11 protein-coding genes and 2 rRNA genes are annotated in these 18,617 nt (G+C 61.7%); 10 read left to right on the forward strand and 3 right to left on the reverse strand.

Translation table 11 applies throughout. The features are described from left to right. The 8 genes from AACU78_RS23950 to AACU78_RS23985 all read left to right on the forward strand — a co-directional run. A 23S ribosomal RNA gene (locus tag AACU78_RS23950) occupies positions 1 to 108 on the forward strand; the annotation flags it as partial. A 168-nt stretch (positions 109 to 276) separates the two neighbouring features. Next, positions 277 to 392, forward strand: a 5S ribosomal RNA gene (gene rrf / locus AACU78_RS23955). 166 nt (positions 393 to 558) lie between these two features. Next, positions 559 to 4,008 carry an exodeoxyribonuclease V subunit gamma gene (gene recC, locus AACU78_RS23960; protein ID WP_106578165.1) on the forward strand — a complete coding sequence of 1,150 codons (3,450 nt, stop codon included), beginning with the start codon at positions 559 to 561 and terminating at the stop codon, positions 4,006 to 4,008. Continuing rightward, complete coding sequence (recB, locus tag AACU78_RS23965; protein ID WP_106578166.1) at positions 4,005 to 7,679, forward strand: exodeoxyribonuclease V subunit beta; 3,675 nt, start codon at positions 4,005 to 4,007, stop codon at positions 7,677 to 7,679. Before recC ends, recB begins: the two co-directional genes overlap by 4 nt. After that, positions 7,676 to 9,745 carry an exodeoxyribonuclease V subunit alpha gene (gene recD / locus AACU78_RS23970; RefSeq protein ID WP_106578167.1) on the forward strand — a complete coding sequence of 690 codons (2,070 nt, stop codon included), beginning with the start codon at positions 7,676 to 7,678 and terminating at the stop codon, positions 9,743 to 9,745. The genes recB and recD overlap by 4 nt, the downstream gene beginning before the upstream one ends. Before the next feature lie 140 nt (positions 9,746 to 9,885). Beyond that, the gene (locus tag AACU78_RS23975; protein WP_106578168.1) at positions 9,886 to 10,452 is read left to right on the forward strand and encodes a YfiR family protein; all 567 of its coding nucleotides are present in this window, start codon (positions 9,886 to 9,888) and stop codon (positions 10,450 to 10,452) included. After that, positions 10,449 to 11,711 (forward strand): diguanylate cyclase domain-containing protein, encoded by a 1,263-nt coding sequence (locus tag AACU78_RS23980; RefSeq protein WP_106578169.1) that lies wholly within the window; start codon positions 10,449 to 10,451, stop codon positions 11,709 to 11,711. Before AACU78_RS23975 ends, AACU78_RS23980 begins: the two co-directional genes overlap by 4 nt. 4 nt (positions 11,712 to 11,715) lie before the next feature. After that, positions 11,716 to 12,207 (forward strand): OmpA family protein, encoded by a 492-nt coding sequence (locus AACU78_RS23985; RefSeq protein WP_106578170.1) that lies wholly within the window; start codon positions 11,716 to 11,718, stop codon positions 12,205 to 12,207. 1,628 nt (positions 12,208 to 13,835) lie between these two features. Here AACU78_RS23985 and AACU78_RS23990 read toward each other — a convergent pair. Together AACU78_RS23990 and AACU78_RS23995 are read right to left on the reverse strand one after the other, a co-directional pair. Beyond that, positions 13,836 to 14,126: a DUF3077 domain-containing protein gene (locus tag AACU78_RS23990; RefSeq protein ID WP_106578171.1), complete on the reverse strand. Its 291-nt coding sequence runs from the start codon at positions 14,124 to 14,126 to the stop codon at positions 13,836 to 13,838. Positions 14,127 to 14,456: 330 nt separating this feature from the next. Then, positions 14,457 to 15,404 (reverse strand): LysR family transcriptional regulator, encoded by a 948-nt coding sequence (locus tag AACU78_RS23995; protein WP_106578172.1) that lies wholly within the window; start codon positions 15,402 to 15,404, stop codon positions 14,457 to 14,459. Positions 15,405 to 15,533: 129 nt separating this feature from the next. Here AACU78_RS23995 and AACU78_RS24000 point away from each other — a divergent pair, with 129 nt between their 5' ends. Beyond that, entirely contained in the window at positions 15,534 to 17,051 is a 1,518-nt protein-coding gene (locus tag AACU78_RS24000; RefSeq protein ID WP_106578173.1) for a CoA-acylating methylmalonate-semialdehyde dehydrogenase, read from the forward strand. A gap of 14 nt (positions 17,052 to 17,065) precedes the next feature. Beyond that, the gene (mmsB, locus tag AACU78_RS24005) at positions 17,066 to 17,953 is read left to right on the forward strand and encodes a 3-hydroxyisobutyrate dehydrogenase (protein ID WP_106578174.1); all 888 of its coding nucleotides are present in this window, start codon (positions 17,066 to 17,068) and stop codon (positions 17,951 to 17,953) included. 223 nt (positions 17,954 to 18,176) lie between these two features. On the opposite strand, the gene AACU78_RS24010 is transcribed toward mmsB, so the two are convergent. Beyond that, positions 18,177 to 18,521, reverse strand: coding sequence for a cupin domain-containing protein (locus AACU78_RS24010; protein ID WP_010566207.1), 345 nt, complete (start codon positions 18,519 to 18,521; stop codon positions 18,177 to 18,179). Between the last annotated feature and the right edge of the window lie 96 nt (positions 18,522 to 18,617).

The following is an 18,617-nucleotide window of genomic DNA, read 5'->3' on the forward strand; positions in this document are numbered from 1 at the left end:
TTGAGTTCCCTGAAGGGCCGTCGAAGACTACGACGTTGATAGGTTGGGTGTGTAAGCGCTGTGAGGCGTTGAGCTAACCAATACTAATTGCCCGTGAGGCTTGACCATATAACACCCAAGCAATTTGCATGCTCTGCGCTGAAAAGCAAAGAGACCAGATTGCGGTGTGTGAAGACGAAATGAACCGAAAGTTCGAATCTCACAAAACACCGAAAGCTGTCACATACCCAATTTGCTGAAGCGAGGCCACATGGTCACGACTCAGTACCCGAATTTCTTGACGACCATAGAGCATTGGAACCACCTGATCCCATCCCGAACTCAGCAGTGAAACGATGCATCGCCGATGGTAGTGTGGGGTTTCCCCATGTGAGAGTAGGTCATCGTCAAGATTAAATTCCAAAGCCCCTGTTTGCTAACGCAAACAGGGGCTTTGTTTTGGGCGGTCGAAAACATTCCGGTCACCACCGTTTCAGTCGGCTTGCCTCACTTGCAGCCTGCGGCCATCTTCAATGCTAAAGTCGCTGCCTCGATTTTGCTTTTCCCAAGGAAGCCGTTATGCCGGATGCGACGTCCCTCAGCGCTGGATTCATGGTGGTTCACGGCAACCGCCTGGACGAGCTGCGCAGCCTGGTGGTCAGCTGGATGCGCCGCTATCCGCTCGCGCCCTTGGAAAACGAAATCGCTCTGGTACAAAGCAATGGCATCGCCCAATGGCTCAAGTTAGCCCTGGCCGAAGACCCAGAAGACGACGACATGGGGGGCTGCGGCATCGCTGCGGCAATCGACGTGCAACTGCCCGGCAGCTTCATGTGGCAGCTCTATCGCATGGTCCTGGGCCGTGACGAAATCCCGCCCAAGTCCCTGCTCGATAAAGCGCCTCTGACATGGCGCCTGATGCGCCTGCTCCCTGAACTCATCGATCAACCGCACTTCGAGCCGTTGCAGCGCTTCCTTACTCACGACACTGACCTGCGCAAACGCTATCAACTGGCTGAACGCCTGGCCGACCTGTTCGACCAATACCAGGTCTACCGTGCCGACTGGCTGGAAGACTGGGCTGCTGGCCGCCACCAATTGCGTAACGGGCGAGGCGAATCCAAGCCCCTTAATCCCGCAAACTGCTGGCAGGCCGAATTGTGGCGTGCATTGCTGATCGACGTCGGTGAGGAGGGGATGGCCGAAAGCCGCGCCGGTGTGCACCAGCGCTTTGTTGAACGCATCAATACCCTTGAACAGGCGCCCGCAGGCTTACCATCCCGAGTGATTGTTTTCGGCATTTCCTCATTGCCTGCGCAAGCCCTTGAGGCGCTCGCCGGCTTAGCGAGGTTCAGCCAAGTCCTGCTCTGCGTGCACAACCCTTGCCGTCATCACTGGTCCGACATCGTTGCCGACAAGGACCTGCTGCGTAATGAATACAAACGCCAAGCGCGCAAAGCCGGCATGCCGGTCACCATCGATCCGCAAACCCTGCACCAGCACGCCCACCCGCTGCTGGCCGCTTGGGGCAAACAGGGCCGTGACTACATCAGCTTGCTGGACAGTTACGACGACCCCAACAGCTACCGCGCCGCCTTCCGTGACGGCCGCATCGACCTGTTCAGTGACAGCGAGCCCACCACGCTGCTCAACCAGTTGCAGGATGACATCCTCGAACTGCGCCCACTCAACGAAACGCGCGAGCTATGGCCGGCCGTCGATCTAAATAACGACACCTCCATCCGCTTCCACATCGCCCACAGCGCCCAACGCGAAGTGGAAATTCTCCACGACCAATTGCTCCAACGTTTCAGTGCCGACCCGACGCTGCGCCCGCGCGACATCATCGTCATGGTCCCTGACGTTGACAGCTACGCGCCGCACATTCGCGCCGTGTTTGGCCAACTTGAGCGAAGCGACCCACGCTTCATTCCCTTCACCCTTACCGACCAAGGCCAGCGTGGCCGCGACCCTCTGCTGATCGCCGTGGAACACCTGCTCAAACTCCCGGACAGCCGCTTCCCGGTCAGCGAAATCCTCGACCTGCTCGACGTCCCCGCCTTGCGCGAACGTTTTGCCATCAAGGAGCGTGACCTGCCTACGTTGCACCGCTGGATCGAGGGGGCGGGCATCCGTTGGGGCCTCAACGCCGAGCAACGCGCCGGCCTCGGCTTGCCGCATGAGCTGGAACAAAACAGCTGGCGATTTGGCCTGCGCCGCATGCTGCTGGGTTACGCCGTCGGCACCGGCGTCGCCTGCGACGGCATCGAACCCTACGATGAAATCGGCGGCCTCGACGCGGCCCTGATCGGCCCGTTGGTCTCCTTGCTCGATGCGCTCAACGACGCCCATCAGGCCTTGTCTCAACCGGCAGCGCCCCATGAGTGGGGTGAACGCCTGCAACGCCTGATGCAACTCTTCTTTCTGCCCAGCAGCGAACACGACGACTACCTCTTAGGCCAACTCGAACAACTGAGAGAGGACTGGCTGGAAACCTGCGAGTCCGTCGGCCTGCAGGACGAGTTACCCCTCACTGTAGTCCGCGAGGCCTGGTTGGCCGGCCTGGACCAGGGCCGTCTGTCCCAGCGCTTCCTCGCCGGAGCTGTCAATTTTTGCACCCTGATGCCCATGCGCGCCATCCCGTTCAAACTCGTTTGCCTGCTCGGCATGAACGACGGGGACTACCCGCGCGCGCAACCGCCGTTGGACTTCGACCTGATGGGCAGCGACTACCGCCCCGGCGACCGTTCACGCCGCGAGGACGATCGCTACCTGCTGCTCGAAGCCCTGCTGTCCGCCCGCGACCAGCTCTACATCAGTTGGGTCGGCCGCAGCATCCGCGACAACAGCGACCGGCCGGCCTCGGTACTGATCGGCCAACTGCGTGACCATATCGCCAGCGGCTGGCACAACGCACACCAGCAAGAATTGCTGGAAGCAATGACCCAGGAACACCCGCTCCAACCCTTCAGTGCGCGTTATTTCCATGAAGGCGATGCGCTCTTCAGTTACGCCCGCGAGTGGCAGTTGCTCCACGAGGCACCCGAGGTTCCAGTTAAAGAACACGAACTGGCAGAGCACCAACAGGAAGAACCCCTGAGCCTCGGCCAGTTGCAGGATTTCCTGCGCAACCCGGTCAAACACTTCTTCAGTCAACGTCTGAAAGTGTTCTTCGAAGCCGCCGAAGTACCGCTCGCCGATGAAGAGCCCTTCGTGCTCGACGCGCTGCAACGCTACAGCCTCAGCGACAGCCTGCTGAACGCCGCACTGACCCAGCCCGATCATGTGGATCAAGCACTCAACGCCCAGGCCCTGCGCCTGCAAGGCAGCGGCCTGCTGCCCATGGTGGGTTTCGGCGAGTGCCTGCGTAACGAACTGATCGAGCCGCTGCCCGATTTGCTGCAACGCTACCGCCACTTATTGGCACTTTGGCCCACACCACAAACCACCGCCGAGCCGATCAGTTTTGAGCATCAAGGCATCCAGTTGGAAGGCTGGATCAGCGGCCTGCACCGACGCAGTGATGGCGGCTTGCTCAGCGTGACCACCATCCCCAACAGCATCGGTTCGATCAAGACGCGTAAGTGGCACCGTCTGATTCGCCCCTGGGTCAATCATGTGGTGGCGTGCGCCTGCGGGCTGCCACTCAGCACCGGTTTGGTGGCGAGTGACGACACCTTGTTACTCGCCCCGCTGGATCAATCCAATGCTCGGGAAATCCTTGGCAACGTGCTGCTGGCCTGGCACACCGGCATGCGCAAGCCGCTCCCGGTAGCCGTTAAAACCGCCTTCGCCTGGCTCGGCCAAACCGATCCCGCCAAAGCCCTGGCCGCCGCAAGCAAAGCCTATGAAGGCGACGGCCTGACCACCGACGGTGAGCGCCGCGAAACCCCTGCACTCACCCGCCAATTCCCCGACTTCGCCACGCTCATCGCCAGCGAAGAGTTCGAAGGCTGGGCCGAAACCCTTTATCGCCCATTGCTCAACGCACCCTGGCGATCGCTCAACAGTGAGGAGGCCAGCGCATGATGGGTAAACCTTTAGCCCTGGCCTTCCCGCTAAAAGGCAGCCAACTGATCGAAGCCAGCGCCGGCACCGGCAAAACCTTCACTATTTCCGCGCTGTACCTGCGCCTGGTGCTTGGCCATGGCGGCGACGAAGCCGGCTTCGTCCGCGAGTTACTGCCGCCGCAAATTCTGGTGGTGACCTTCACCGATGCCGCCACCAAAGAGCTGCGCGAACGCATCCGCGTTCGGCTGGCGGAAGCCGCACGTTTCTTCCGCGACGAAATCGAGCAACCGGACGCATTGATCGCCGACCTGCGCGACCAATACCTCCCCGAACAATGGCCCGCCTGCGCCAATCGCCTGGACATCGCCGCGCAATGGATGGACGAAGCCGCCGTCTCGACCATCCACAGTTGGTGCCAGCGCATGCTGCGCGAGCACGCGTTCGACAGTGGCAGCCTGTTCATCCAAACCCTGGAAACCGACCACAGCGACCTGCTCGGCGAAGTGCTGCGTGACTACTGGCGGCTGTTTTGCTACCCGATGCACGACGACGCGCTCAACTGGGTGCGCAAAAACTGGAGCGGCCCCGCCGCCCTGATGCCCCGCGTGCGTGCGCTGTTCGGCAGCGAACGGCCCACTGGCGAAAGCCGTGAGCCCGCCGAGCTGATCAACGCTTGCCTGCAAGAGCGCCGCGAAGCCTTGGTAAGTCTCAAGGCGCCGTGGCAACAATGGGCCGCCGAACTGCGTGATATCTGCCTGCAAGCCGTGGCCGCGAAAGCCGTCGACGGCCGCAAGATGCAGGCGCGTTACTTCGAGCCCTGGTTTGAAAAAATCAGTGCCTGGGCGGCTGACGAAACCCTCGAACAACTGGACATCGGCACCGGCTTCACGCGCCTGACGCCCGACGGCATGGCCGAAGCCTGGAAGGGCGAGCCGCCCAATCACCCCGGCATCGACGCCATGGCCACTCTCAAAGCCAGCCTCGATGCCTTGCCAACACCCGACGCCGCTGTGCTGCAACACGCCGCCGGCTGGGTGGGTAAACGCTTCGAAGAAGAAAAACGCCGCCGCGCCGAAATGGGCTTCGACGACATGCTGATCCGCCTCAACGCCGCCCTGCAGGCCGACGGTGGCGAACGTCTTGCCAGTGTGATCCGCGAGCAATTCCCGGTCGCCTTGATCGACGAATTCCAGGACACCGACCCGGTGCAATACAGCATCTTCGACAGCATCTACCGCATCGAAGAAAACCACCTCGACAGCGGCCTGTTCCTGATCGGCGACCCCAAGCAGGCGATCTATGCCTTCCGCGGCGCCGACATCTACACCTACCTGCGCGCCCGTCAGTCCACCACTGGCCGTCACCACACACTGGGCACCAACTTCCGCTCCAGCCACGCCATGGTCGAGGCGATGAACCACGTGTTCCAGCGCGCCGAAAGCGGCCGGGGGGCTTTCCTGTTCCGCGAGCCGAATGGCGACAACCCGGTGCCGTTCCACTCGGTGCTGTCCCAGGGCCGCAGGGAGCAACTGCAAGTCGATGGTCACACGTTGCCAGCAATGAACCTCTGGCACCTGCCCACCGATCAGCCGATTTCCAACGCGGTGTATCGCCAGCAACTGGCGGCTGCCTGCGCCACCCAAATCGTCGCGTTGCTCAATGGCGGGCAGCAAGGTACCGCCGGTTTCCTACACGCGGACGCCAGCTTCAACGGCGTCCTTCCGTCAGACATCGCCATCCTGGTACGTGACGGCAAGGAAGCCCAAGCCGTGCGCGCCGAGTTGGCCGCTCGGGGCGTGCGCAGCGTGTACCTGTCGGACAAAGACTCGGTCTTCGCCGCCCAGGAAGCCCACGACCTGCTCGCCTGGCTCAAGGCCTGCGCAGAGCCCGACGTCGAGCGCCCGCTGCGTGCCGCGCTGGCCTGCGTGACCTTGAACCTGTCACTGCCGGAACTGGAGCGTCTGAATCAGGACGAACTGGCGTGGGAAACCCGCGTGATGCAGTTCCGTGGCTACCGCGCGATCTGGCGCACCCAAGGCGTGCTGCCGATGCTGCGGCGCCTGCTGCATGATTTCAAACTGCCGCAAACCCTGATCGCCCGCAGCGATGGCGAACGCGTGCTGACCAACCTGTTGCACCTCAGCGAGTTGCTGCAACAGGCCGCGTCAGAGCTGGACGGCGAGCAAGCGCTGATCCGTCATCTGGCCGAACACTTGGCCCTCTCTGGTCAGGCCGGTGAGGAGCAGATTCTGCGCCTGGAAAGCGATGAGCAATTGGTCAAGGTAGTGACCATCCATAAATCCAAAGGCCTGGAGTACGACCTGGTCTTCCTGCCGTTCATCTGTTCGGCCAAGCCCGTGGATGGCAGCCGCCTGCCGCTGCATTACCACGACGGACAGGGCAAATCGCAAGTCAGCCTGCGGCCCACCGCCGACTTGATTGCCCAGGCCGATGATGAGCGCCTCGCCGAAGACCTGCGTTTGTTCTACGTGGCGCTCACACGGGCCAAACATGCGTGCTGGCTGGGCATTGCCGATCTCAAACGTGGCAATAACAGCAGCTCGGTCCTGCACCTGTCCGCGCTCGGCTATTTGCTCGGCGCCGGTGCGTCGCTGGGCGAGTCTGCCGGCCTGACGCGCTGGCTGCTGGATGTGCAGCAAGGCTGCGCCGCGATCCACTACGGCCATGTCCCGGATGCGCAAGACACGCTGTTTCACCCGCCGCGCAACGCAGCCACGCTGCTCGCGCCGTTGCTGCCCAAGCGCAAGGCCGCCGAAAACTGGTGGATCGCCTCTTACAGCGCATTGCGCATCGGCGACAGCATGAGCGCCGCGCCCCTCGAAGCACCGGAGAGCCCACAAGCCCAGAAGCTGTTTGACGACGAGCGTCTCGACCCTGACGCACCGCGTGAAGTGGCGGCGTCTGGTGGCGACATACACCGTTTCCCACGCGGACCAAACCCCGGCACCTTCCTTCATGGCTTGTTGGAATGGGCGGGCGAAGAGGGTTTCAACGTCACCCCCGAGGCCATCGAGAAAGCCGTGGGCGCGCGCTGTAACCGGCGCAATTGGGAAGGCTGGATCGTCACCCTCAGCGCTTGGCTCGGCCACCTGCTGCAAACGCCGCTGCCGGTGGATAACGATCAGCTCACCCTGAGCAGCCTGCAGCAGTATCAGATCGAGATGGAGTTCTGGTTCGCCAGCCACAAAGTCGACGTGCTGGCCCTCGATAAACTGGTGTGCCAGTACACCCACAACGGCGTGTCCCGCGTCGCCGCCGAACCGGTGCTGCTCAACGGCATGTTCAAAGGCTTTATCGACCTGACCTTCGAACACGACGGCCGCTACTACGTGGCTGACTACAAATCCAATTGGCTCGGCCCTGACGATTCGGCCTACACCTTAGAGGCCATGGAACACTCGATCCTCGAGCATCGGTATGACCTGCAATACGTGCTTTACCTGCTGGCCCTGCACCGCCAACTGAAGGCGCGCCTGCCGGATTATGACTACGACCGCCACGTCGGCGGTGCGCTTTACGTGTTCCTGCGCGGCACGGAGTCGGTGAGCAAAGGCGCGTATTTCACCCGGCCGCCACGTGAACTGATCGAAGGCTTGGACGCGTTGTTCCAGGGCAAACCCATACCGCCCAAGGTTGAGCCCGCCTGGGAACAAGGAGTGCTGCTATGAGCCTGTCGCCGTTACCGCTTGAAGCGCTGATGCCGCTCAACCGCGCCGCCGACCTGCTGCAACTGCTCGAACGCTGGGTTGACCGGGGCTGGCTGCGCGCGTTGGACAAGGCTTTTGTCGGCTTCCTGCACGAACTCGATCCGCAGGCCGACCCTCTGGTGTTGCTGGCCGCGGCCTTAACCAGCCACCAATTGGGCCATGGCCATGTGTGCCTCGACCTGTTCGAAACCCTCAAGGCGCCGGATTTCGCCCTGTCGTTGCCGCCCGAAGGCGACCTGCAGACCGGTGCGATGCTGCTGCCGTCGCAGCTGCTCGACGGCCTCGACGGCGCCCACTGGTGCCACGCGCTGGCTGCCAGCCAATTGGTCGCCCTGGCGGTTGATGGCAGCGAAGCCGCGCAGAGCCGCCCATTGGTCTTGTCCGGCAAACGCCTTTACCTGCGCCGCTACTGGACGTACGAACGGCGCATCGACACAGCCTTGCGCCTGCGCCTGGCCACCCAGGAAGACATCGCCGCCGATTTGCCGCAACGCCTCGACAGCCTCTTCAACCAACCGCCGCCCGACGGCGTGATCGACTGGCAAAAGCTTGCCTGCGCCTTGGCCACGCGCGGTGCTTTCAGCATCGTCACCGGCGGCCCCGGCACCGGCAAGACCACCACCGTGGTGCGCCTGCTCGCGCTGTTGCAGGCGCCGGCCGTGGAAGCCGGCAGCCCGTTGCGCATCCGTCTGGCTGCGCCCACCGGCAAAGCTGCCGCGCGCCTCACCGAATCCATCAGCCAACAAGTGCAGTCGTTGACCGTGCCCGACAGCGTGCGGGAAAAAATCCCGACAGAGGTCACCACTGTTCACCGTTTGTTGGGCAGTCGCCCGGGCACGCGGCACTTCCGCCATCACCTGGGCAACCCATTGCCGCTGGACGTGCTGGTGGTGGACGAAGCCTCGATGATCGACCTGGAAATGATGGCCAACTTGCTGGACGCCTTGCCGCCCCACGCACGCTTGGTATTGCTGGGCGACAAGGACCAGCTTGCCTCGGTCGAGGCCGGCGCCGTACTGGGCGACTTATGCCGCGACGCCGAAGCCGGCTGGTACAGCCCCGACACGCGCCAATGGCTGCAAGCGGTCAGTGGCGAAGACCTCAGCGCCAGTGGCCTTCACGAAGACCTCGACGCCAGCCATCCGCTGGCCCAGCAAGTGGTGATGCTGCGCTATTCGCGACGTTTTGGTGAAGGCAGCGGCATCGGCCAATTGGCACGTTGGGTCAACCAGCAAAACGCCGAAGAGGCGCGCCAACTGCTCGCCGCGCGCAGCCACGATGACCTGTTCTGCCTCAGCCTCAAGGGCGAGCATGACCACGCCCTCGAGCGGCTGATATTGGACGGGCAGGGCGGCGACGCCCAAGGCTATCGTTATTACCTTAACTTGCTGCAAAGCGCACGCCCGGCCCTCGACACCCCGCGCGAAGACCTCGCCTGGACGCACTGGGCGCAGCAACTGCTGCAAGCTTTCGACGCTTTCCAGTTGCTCTGCGCTGTGCGCAAAGGCCCGTGGGGCGTAGAAGGGCTGAACCTGCGCATCACCGCGGCCTTGCGCAAAGTGCGGCTGATCGAAGGGGACGAGCAATGGTACGAAGGCCGCCCGGTGCTGATGACCCGCAACGATTACGGCCTGGGCTTGATGAACGGCGACATCGGCATCGCGCTCAAACTGCCCGAAAGCGATGGCGGCCCCCACGTGCTGCGCGTGGCTTTCCCACGTAACGATGGCCAGGGCGGTGTGCGCTTTGTACTGCCCAGCCGTCTGAATGATGTGGAAACCGTGTACGCCATGACCGTGCACAAGTCCCAGGGCTCGGAATTTACCCACACCGCGCTGATCCTGCCGGATGCGCTGAACCCGGTGCTGACCAAAGAACTGATCTACACCGGTATCACCCGCGCCAAACGCTGGTTCAGCCTGATCGAACCGCGTGGCGGCGTGTTTGAAGATGCCGTGCGGCGTAAGGTCAAGCGCTTGAGTGGGTTGATGCTGGAATTGGACGTAACGGCTGGAAAAACTGACTGATTGGTCATGAATATTTCTGATTCAGTCGTCTGAATTTTCTGGAAAAATAGCGGACTCCGCGAAGGCCCGGCTTCGCGGGGCCTTCCGCCGCTGTGCTATCGTTGCGGCATCACCCTGAAAAACCTGAAGAGAATCGCTGCATGAACGTGGCTGTCTCGCCCACAGAGCGCAGTTTGAGCTGGAGACGCATGTTACTGGTGGCACTTCTGTGCGTGCTCGCCCCGCGAGCATTTGCCCAGGCCCCCGGCCCGGCAGACCAGCGCGCCCAGGCGGTGACGCAAGTGGTGCTCGGCATCCTCAGCTATGCACGCTGGCCGGTCGAGCCTGCGCAACTGCGCTTGTGCATCGTCGGGCCCACCCAATACACCGATGACCTGGTCAAAGGCACTACCCAGGCGACCGGCCGTCCGGTGGTGGTGCAGCGTTTGCTCGCCGATCATCCTGATATCGTCAGTGCCTGCGACGCCGTGTACATCGGCAAACTCAGCGCCGATGAACGCTCGCGGTTGTTTACCTCACTGATCGGCCACCCGGTGCTGAGCATCAGCGAAGGCGGCGACCAATGCACCGTGGGCAGCCTGTTCTGCCTGCGCGTGGGCGATGAGCAGGTGTCATTTGAGGTCAACCTGGACTCCGTCGCCCGCAGCGGCGTGCGCATTCACCCCAGCGTGTTGCAGTTGTCCCGCCGTCGAGCGCCTGCGTCATGAGAACCCCGAAAGCGCGGCCGACCTTGCGCTCGGTCATCGGTCGTGGGCATTTGATCCTGGCGTTGGTGGCCGTGACCCTGGCGAGTGTGTCCTTGACCCTGCTCGGCGTGTTGGCGCTGCGCGTGTATGCCGAGCACAACCTGCACCTGATCGCGCGGTCGATCAATTACACCGTGGAAGCGGCGGTGGTGTTCAACGACAGCGCCGCCGCCACTGAGGCACTGAGCCTGATTGCCTCCACCGAAGAAGTGGCCCAGGCCGAAGTCTTCGATGCCAGCGGCAAGCTGCTGGCGCAATGGGTGCGGCCGGAAACCGGCATGCTGTCCCAGGTCGAACTGGCACTGGCGCATGCCTTGCTCGAACAGCCCATCAGCCAGCCGATCTTGCACCAGGGGCAAACCGTGGGCAGCATTCACGTGGTCGGCCACGGCGGTAGCCTGCTGCGCTTCCTGCTCAGCGGCCTGGCCGGCATCGTGATTTGCACCGCCCTCAGCGCCTGGGTGGCGTTGTACTTGGCGCGGCGCCTGCTGCAGGGCATCACCAAACCGTTGCAAAGCCTGGCCGCGGTGGCCCACGCCGCCCGTAGCGAGCGAGACTTTGACCGACGCGTGCCACCGGCGCAGATCGCCGAGCTCGACAGCCTGGGCAGCGACTTCAACGCCCTGCTCGGCGAGATGGAAGCCTGGCAGAGCCACCTGCAAAGTGAAAACGAAACCCTGGCTCACCAGGCCAGCCACGACAGCCTGACCGGCTTGCCCAACCGCGCGTATTTCGAAGGCCGGCTGATCCGCGCGTTGCGCAGCGCCGCCAAGGTCAATGAACGAGTCGCCGTGTTGTTTCTCGACAGCGACCGTTTCAAAGACATCAATGACAACTTCGGCCACGCCGCCGGCGATGCAGTGCTGGTGGCCGTCGCCGAGCGGGTGCGCGCGCAGTTGCGTGAAGATGACCTGGTGGCGCGCCTGGGCGGTGATGAGTTCGCGGTGCTGCTGGCGCCATTGCATAAAGCGGAGGATGCCCAGCGTATTGCCGACAAGATCATTGCCAGCATGGACACGCCGATCCGGGTGCCCGGCAACACCGAGGTGTTGACCTCCCTCAGTATCGGCATTGCCATCTACCCCGATCATGGCGCCACTCCCGGCACCTTGCTCAATGCCGCCGATGCGGCGATGTACCAGGCCAAACGCTTGTCCCAGGGCGGCCAGCAAACGGCGGATTCGGAGCCCACCGCCGCAAACGTTATCCACAGGAGTTGATCCCTTGTTCTCGACCGCGCGTTTCATGTTTATCACGTTACTGGTGGCATTCCTTGCCCTCGGCGGGTGCCAGACGGCCCCACCCAAAGGCCTGACACCGGCGCAAATTGCAGTCCTCAAACAGCAGGGTTTTGAACTGACTGACGAAGGTTGGGCGTTTGGCCTGTCGGGCAAAGTGTTGTTTGGCAGCGACGTTGAAAGCCTCAACAAAGCCAGCACCGACATCGTTGAACGCATCGGCAAAGCCCTGTTGGGCGCCGGCATCGAACGCGTGCGCGTCGACGGCCACACCGACGCCTCGGGCAAAGAAACCTACAACCAGCAACTGTCCCTGCGCCGCGCCAAAAGCGTGGGCAACGTGTTGACCGGTGTGGGCATGAAGGAAGAAAACATCCAGCTGCGCGGTTTGGGCAGCAGCGAGCCGGTGGCGCCGAACACCACCGTAGCGGGCCGCACCGAAAACCGGCGCGTGTCGATTGTAGTGATCGCGGACTGAGCGGGTTCACCCCTCTCAATCTGAAATGCCATCAAACTGTGGGAGCGGGCTTGCTCGCGAATGCGGTGTATCAGCAGCAAATAATCTGACTGACCCACCGCCATCGCAGGCAAGCCAGCTCCCACCTGCATTTGTGCCTGACGCAAAATTTCCACCCGCCACAGCCCAAAACTGTGGGAGCGGGCTTGCCCGCGAATGCGGTGTATCAGCAGCAAATAATCTGGCTGACCCACCGCCATCGCAGGCAAGCCAGCTCCCACACTGATTTGCGCCTGACGCAAAATTTCCCGCCCGCCACAGTTCAAAAATGTGGGAGCGGGCTTGCCCGCGAATACGGTATATCAGCAGCAATTAAGCTGGCTGCCCTACCGCCATTGCAGGCAAGCCAGCTCCCACACTGATTTGTGCCTGACGCAAAACTTCCACCCGCCACAGTCCCAAATGTGGGAGCGGGCTTGCTCGCGAATGCGGTGTATCAGCAGCAAACAATTTAGCTGACCCACCGCCATCGCAGGCAAGCCAGCTCCCACACTGATTTGTGCCTGACGCAAAATTTCCACCCGCCACAGTTCAAAAAGTGTGGGAGCGGGCTTGCTCGCGAATGCGGTGTATCAGCAGCAAATAATCTGGCTGACCCACTACCATTGCAGGCAAGCCAGCTCCCACACTGATTTGTGCCTGACGCAAAATTTCCCACCCGCCAAAGCCCCAAATGTGGGAGCGGGCTTGCCCGCGAATGCGGTGTATCAGCAGCAAACAATTTAGCTGACCCACCGCCATCGCAGGCAAGCCAGCTCCCACACTGATTTGTGCCTGACGCAAAATTTCCACCCGCCACAGTCCCAAATGTGGGAGCGGGCTTGCTCGCGAATGCGGTGTATCAGCAGCAAACAATTTAGCTGACCCACCGCCATCGCAGGCAAGCCAGCTCCCACACTGATTTGTGCCTGACGCAAAATTTCCCGCCCGCCACAGTCCCAAATGTGGGAGCGGGCTTGCTCGCGAATGCGGTGTATCAGTAGCAAATAATCTGGCTGACCCACCGCCATCGCAGCCAAGCCAGCTCCCACACTGATTTGTGCCTGACGCAAAATTTCCCACCCGCCACAGTTCAAAAATGTGGGAGCGGGCTTGCTCGCGAATGCGGTGTATCAGCAGCAAATAATCTGGCTGACCCACCGCCATCGCAGGCAAGCCCGCTCCCACACTGATTTGTGCCTGACGCAAAACTTCCACCCGCCAAAGCCCCAAATGTGGGAGCGGGCTTGCTCGCGAATGCGGTGTATCAGCAGCAAATAATCTGGCTGACCCACCGCCATCGCAGGCAAGCCAGCTCCCACACTGATTTGTGCCTGACACAAAATTTCCACCCGCCACAGTCCCAAATGTGGAAGCGGGCTTGCCCGCGAATGCGGTGTATCAGCAGCAAATAATCTGGCTGACCCACTACCATTGCAGGCATGCCAGCTCCCACACTGATTTGTGCCTGACGCAAAATTTCCCGCCCGACACAGCCCAAATGTGGGAGTGGGCTTGCCCGCGATGGCGGTCGTTCAGGTAATGATGTATTGGCTGATCCAGCGCATTCGCGAGCAAGCCCGCTTCCACCTTTATGCCGCAGTGTTCGCTTAACTGCCCGGCGTCATCGCTTGCGTCAGGTCATCCACCACGGCTTTGCCCATCTCACACAGGTAATGCGCGGCCCAGGCGTATTGCTCGCCGCGCACGTCCATGGCGGCTTCCATCGCGAGTTTCTTGGAGTAAAAAAGCAGGGTGGAGGCGTGTTCCAGGGCTTGCTCAATCGGCATGCCGGCGTTGACGCGGAACAGGGGTTGTTGGTTTTCGCCGTAGTCGCCGAACGTGACGACGCCGAGGGTGGTGATGGAGGAAAGCGGTGGATCGGGGACGACTTTGCTCATGACGATTGCTCTCTGCTGAAGTAGAGCCGCCACATCACATCGCTAAACATGAAGAGGGTGGCAGCTGTGTGCAGGTTAGCGATCCGGGCCAGAGCGCATCCCGGGTAGACTCGGAAGTCTCCCGCACACAGCCGCCATAAAACGCTAAAAGCTGGCGAGCGCCAGCTAATGCTATTGGGGCAATGTCACGCCTGAAACCCGGATCGCTAAACCCGATCGCTGATGTACAGCGACCCAGGGAGGCTAGTGACCCAAACGGTAAGGCGCAATGGGGTAGGGAGTCTCTAGGAAACGTCCTGAAAATTAAAGCGAATCGTCATTGATGGCCCTTTAATCCGCGAACGTTATCTCCCGCGTTTCCCCCATCAACAACCCGGTGTTCTGCTCTGTCACCTCTCGGATGTAATCCCACAACAACGTAATCCGCTTCAACTTGCGCAAATCCTCCCGGCAATACATCCAGAACTGCCGCGTGATCGAAATCTGCTCTCCCAACACCGGCAACAACCGCGGATCCTGCGCCGCCAAAAAGCACGGCAATATCGCCATCGACCGGCCCTGCTGCGCCGCCACGTACTGCGCGATCACGCTGGTGCTGCGCAAACTCGCGCTGGCGCCGGGCACTACATTCGCCAGGTACAACAGCTCCGAGCTGAACGCCAAGTCATCCACATAACTGATAAACGGATGCTCAGCCAAATCCGCCGGGCGTTGGATGGGCGGGTGTTGGTCGAGGTACTCCTGGGTCGCGTACAGCTGCAGTTTGTAGTCGCACAGCTTGCAGCACACATAGGGCCCGTGCTCCGGGCGTTCCAGGGCGATGACGATGTCGGCTTCGCGCTTGGACAGGCTGATGAAGTGGGGCAGGGGCAGAATATCCACCGAAATCGCCGGGTACGTGTCGACAAAATGGCTGAGCTGCGGCGTGACAAAAAAACTGCCGAAGCCTTCGGTGCAGCCCATGCGCACGTGGCCGGACAGCGCCACGCCGGAGCCGGACACCTGCTCGCACGCCATGTGCAGCGTGCTTTCGATGGACTCCGCGTAACCCAGCAAACGCTGGCCTTCGGCGGTGAGCACGAAGCCGTTGGTCCGGGATTTTTCGAACAGCAGCGTGCCAAGCGACACTTCCAACGAGCTGATGCGCCGCGACACAGTGGTGTAGTCCACCGCCAGGCGCTTGGCGGCGACGCTGGCCTTGCGGGTGCGGGCCACTTCGAGGAAAAACTTCAGGTCATCCCAGTTCAGGGAGCCCAAGGACGTGATGTTTTTTTGCATATTGGACCGGCTTTTATGTGCGTTCTTATTAGAGATTTGCACATCTATACTCCAAAAACAGTCCGAACGCCTCATTCCCAAGGCGATTCACGCGCCTTGTCTCTGCATAACTACAAGATTGGAGACCACATGAACGCTTCTGCCGACATTTCCGTGCAACAGGTCAAGTTGCTGATCAACGGTGAATGGGTCGAGTCCAAGACCACCCATTGGCAAGACATCGTTAACCCGGCCACCCAGCAAGTGCTGGCCAAAGTCCCTTTCGCCACCGCCGATGAAGTCAACGCGGCCATCGACGCTGCCCATCAAGCCTTCCAAACCTGGAAGCTGACGCCGATCGGCGCGCGCATGCGCATCATGCTCAAGCTGCAAGCCTTGATCCGTGAACATTCCAAACGCATCGCTGTAGTCCTCAGTGCCGAGCAGGGTAAGACCATTGCCGATGCCGAAGGCGATATTTTCCGTGGCCTGGAAGTGGTCGAACACGCGTGCTCCATCGGCACGTTGCAGATGGGCGAATTCGCCGAAAACGTCGCCGGTGGCGTCGACACCTACACCCTGCGCCAACCTATCGGTGTGTGCGCCGGTATTACCCCGTTCAACTTCCCGGCGATGATTCCGCTGTGGATGTTCCCGATGGCGATTGCCTGCGGTAACACCTTCGTACTCAAGCCGTCCGAGCAAGACCCGCTGTCGACCCTGTTGCTGGTTGAGCTGGCGCTGGAAGCCGGTGTGCCGGCCGGCGTGCTCAACGTGGTGCACGGCGGCAAGGATGTGGTGGATGCGCTGTGCACCCACAAAGACATCAAGGCGGTGTCCTTCGTCGGCTCAACCGCCGTGGGCACTCATGTGTACGACCTGGCCGGTAAACACGGCAAGCGCGTGCAGTCGATGATGGGCGCCAAGAACCACGCCGTGGTGCTGCCGGACGCCAACCGCGAACACACGCTGAATGCCTTGGTCGGTGCCGGTTTCGGCGCGGCGGGCCAGCGTTGCATGGCCACCTCGGTGGTGGTGCTGGTGGGCGCGGCCAAGCAATGGCTGCCGGATCTGAAAGCGCTGGCGCAAAAACTCAAGGTGAATGCCGGCAGCGAAGCCGGTACGGATGTCGGCCCGGTGATTTCCAAACGCGCCAAGGCGCGCATCCTGGAGCTGATCGAAAGCGGCGTGAAAGAAGGCGCCAAGCTGGAGCTGGACGGTCGCGACATCAAGGTGCCGGGCTTCGAGCAAGGCAACTTCGTCGGCCCGACCCTGTTCTCGGGCGTGACCACGGACATGCAAATCTACACCCAGGAAATTTTCGGCCCGGTGCTGGTGGTGCTGGAAGTTGCGACCCTCGATGAGGCCATCGCGCTGGTCAACGCCAACCCATTCGGCAACGGCACCGGCCTGTTCACCCAAAGTGGTGCGGCGGCGCGTAAGTTCCAGAGCGAAATCGATGTAGGCCAGGTCGGCATCAACATTCCGATTCCGGTGCCAGTGCCGTTCTTCAGCTTCACCGGTTCGCGCGGTTCCAAGCTCGGCGACCTCGGCCCCTACGGCAAGCAAGTGGTGCAGTTCTACACCCAGACCAAAACCGTCACGAGCCGCTGGTTCGATGACGACACGGTCAATGATGGCGTCAACACCACCATCAACCTGCGCTGATTCGGGAGACGACCATGAAGATTGCATTTATCGGCTTGGGCAACATGGGCGCGCCCATGGCCCGCAACCTGATCAAGGCCGGGCACGCGCTGAACCTGTTCGACCTGAACCAGGCCGTGCTCAAGGAACTCGCCGAACTGGGCGGCACCGTCAGCGACTCACCACGCGATGCCTCGAAGGACGCTGAGCTGGTGATTACCATGCTGCCGGCCGCCGCCCATGTGCGCAGCGTGTGGCTGAATGAAGACGGCGTACTTGCTGGAATTGGAAAGGGCGTGCCCGCGGTGGATTGCAGCACCATCGACCCACAAACCATCCGCGATGTCTCTGCGGCGGCGTCCAAGCAAGGTGTTGCAGTGGCTGACGCGCCGGTCTCCGGTGGCACCGGCGGCGCACAGGCTGGGACGCTGACCTTTATGGTCGGCGCCACCCCGGAGCTGTTCGCCACCCTGCAACCGGTGCTGGCGCAGATGGGCCGTAATATCGTGCACTGCGGCGACGTCGGCACCGGCCAGATCGCCAAGATCTGCAACAACCTGCTGCTCGGCATCAGCATGGTCGGCGTCAGCGAAGCCATGGCGTTGGGCGATGCGCTGGGCATCGACACCCAAGTGCTGGCCGGCATTATCAACAGCTCCACCGGGCGCTGCTGGAGTTCCGACACCTACAACCCCTGGCCGGGCGTGATTGAGACCGCGCCGTCATCGCGAGGCTACACCGGTGGTTTCGGCGCCGACCTGATGCTCAAGGACCTGGGCCTGGCCACCGAGGCTGCGCGCCAGGCCAAGCAACCCGTAATTCTGGGCGCTGTGGCCCAGCAGTTGTATCAATCGATGAGCCAGCGCGGGGAAGGCGGTAAGGATTTCTCGGCGATCATCAATAGCTATCGCAAGCCCCAGTAGAGTGCCGAGCCCGCTTGCCGTAGCAAGCGGGCTTGCAAATGGGCTTTTTTTGGCTGCCGGACTTGTTGTGGCGAGCGGGCTTGCCCCGCGTTGGGCTGCGCAGCAGCCCCAATAAAGTCAACGCATCTTCCCAGCCAAACCGCGGTGCCTGGACCAGGGGCCGCTACGCAGCCCAACGCGGGCAAGCCCGCTCGCCACAAGGAAGTAGTCCGAGTTAGGTTGCTCAGGCAAACACAAAATACTTACGCACCGTCTCGACCACTTCCCACGTGCCCTTCATCCCCGGCTCCACCACAAAGATATCCCCAGCCCGCAGGTGGATCGGCTCCAGGCCTTCCGGGGTGATCACGCAATAGCCTTCCTGGAAATGGCAGTATTCCCATTTCACGTATTCCACGTACCACTTGCCCGGTGTGCAGATCCAGGTGCCCATGATCTTGCTGCCGTCTTCGCTGGTGTAGGCGTTGAGGTTGACGGTGTGCGGGTCGCCTTCGAGTTTTTCCCATTTGCAGGCATCCAGGACCGGCAGTGGGTGGGTGTCGCGCAGTACGGTGATGGGCTTGGACATGGTGGCTCCGAGGCAGGGAATAGAAAGAGCAACCCTAAGGCCTTGGGCATTGTGCCAGTGGTCTGAACTCGACATCGGGATGCCCAGAAGCGCAGG

The organism is Pseudomonas sp. R9.37 (genome assembly GCF_963878885.1).
Lineage (GTDB): Bacteria > Pseudomonadota > Gammaproteobacteria > Pseudomonadales > Pseudomonadaceae > Aquipseudomonas.

Coding starts and splice junctions, on each gene's coding strand:
- AACU78_RS24000 (WP_106578173.1), top strand. CDS start 15,534: ATGAACGCTTCTGCCGACATTTCCGTGCAACAGGTCAAGTTGCTGATC.
- AACU78_RS23975 (WP_106578168.1), top strand. CDS start 9,886: ATGAACGTGGCTGTCTCGCCCACAGAGCGCAGTTTGAGCTGGAGACGC.
- AACU78_RS24010 (WP_010566207.1), bottom strand. CDS start 18,521: ATGTCCAAGCCCATCACCGTACTGCGCGACACCCACCCACTGCCGGTC.
- recD (WP_106578167.1), top strand. CDS start 7,676: ATGAGCCTGTCGCCGTTACCGCTTGAAGCGCTGATGCCGCTCAACCGC.
- recC (WP_106578165.1), top strand. CDS start 559: ATGCCGGATGCGACGTCCCTCAGCGCTGGATTCATGGTGGTTCACGGC.
- AACU78_RS23980 (WP_106578169.1), top strand. CDS start 10,449: ATGAGAACCCCGAAAGCGCGGCCGACCTTGCGCTCGGTCATCGGTCGT.
- recB (WP_106578166.1), top strand. CDS start 4,005: ATGATGGGTAAACCTTTAGCCCTGGCCTTCCCGCTAAAAGGCAGCCAA.
- AACU78_RS23990 (WP_106578171.1), bottom strand. CDS start 14,126: ATGAGCAAAGTCGTCCCCGATCCACCGCTTTCCTCCATCACCACCCTC.
- AACU78_RS23995 (WP_106578172.1), bottom strand. CDS start 15,404: ATGCAAAAAAACATCACGTCCTTGGGCTCCCTGAACTGGGATGACCTG.
- mmsB (WP_106578174.1), top strand. CDS start 17,066: ATGAAGATTGCATTTATCGGCTTGGGCAACATGGGCGCGCCCATGGCC.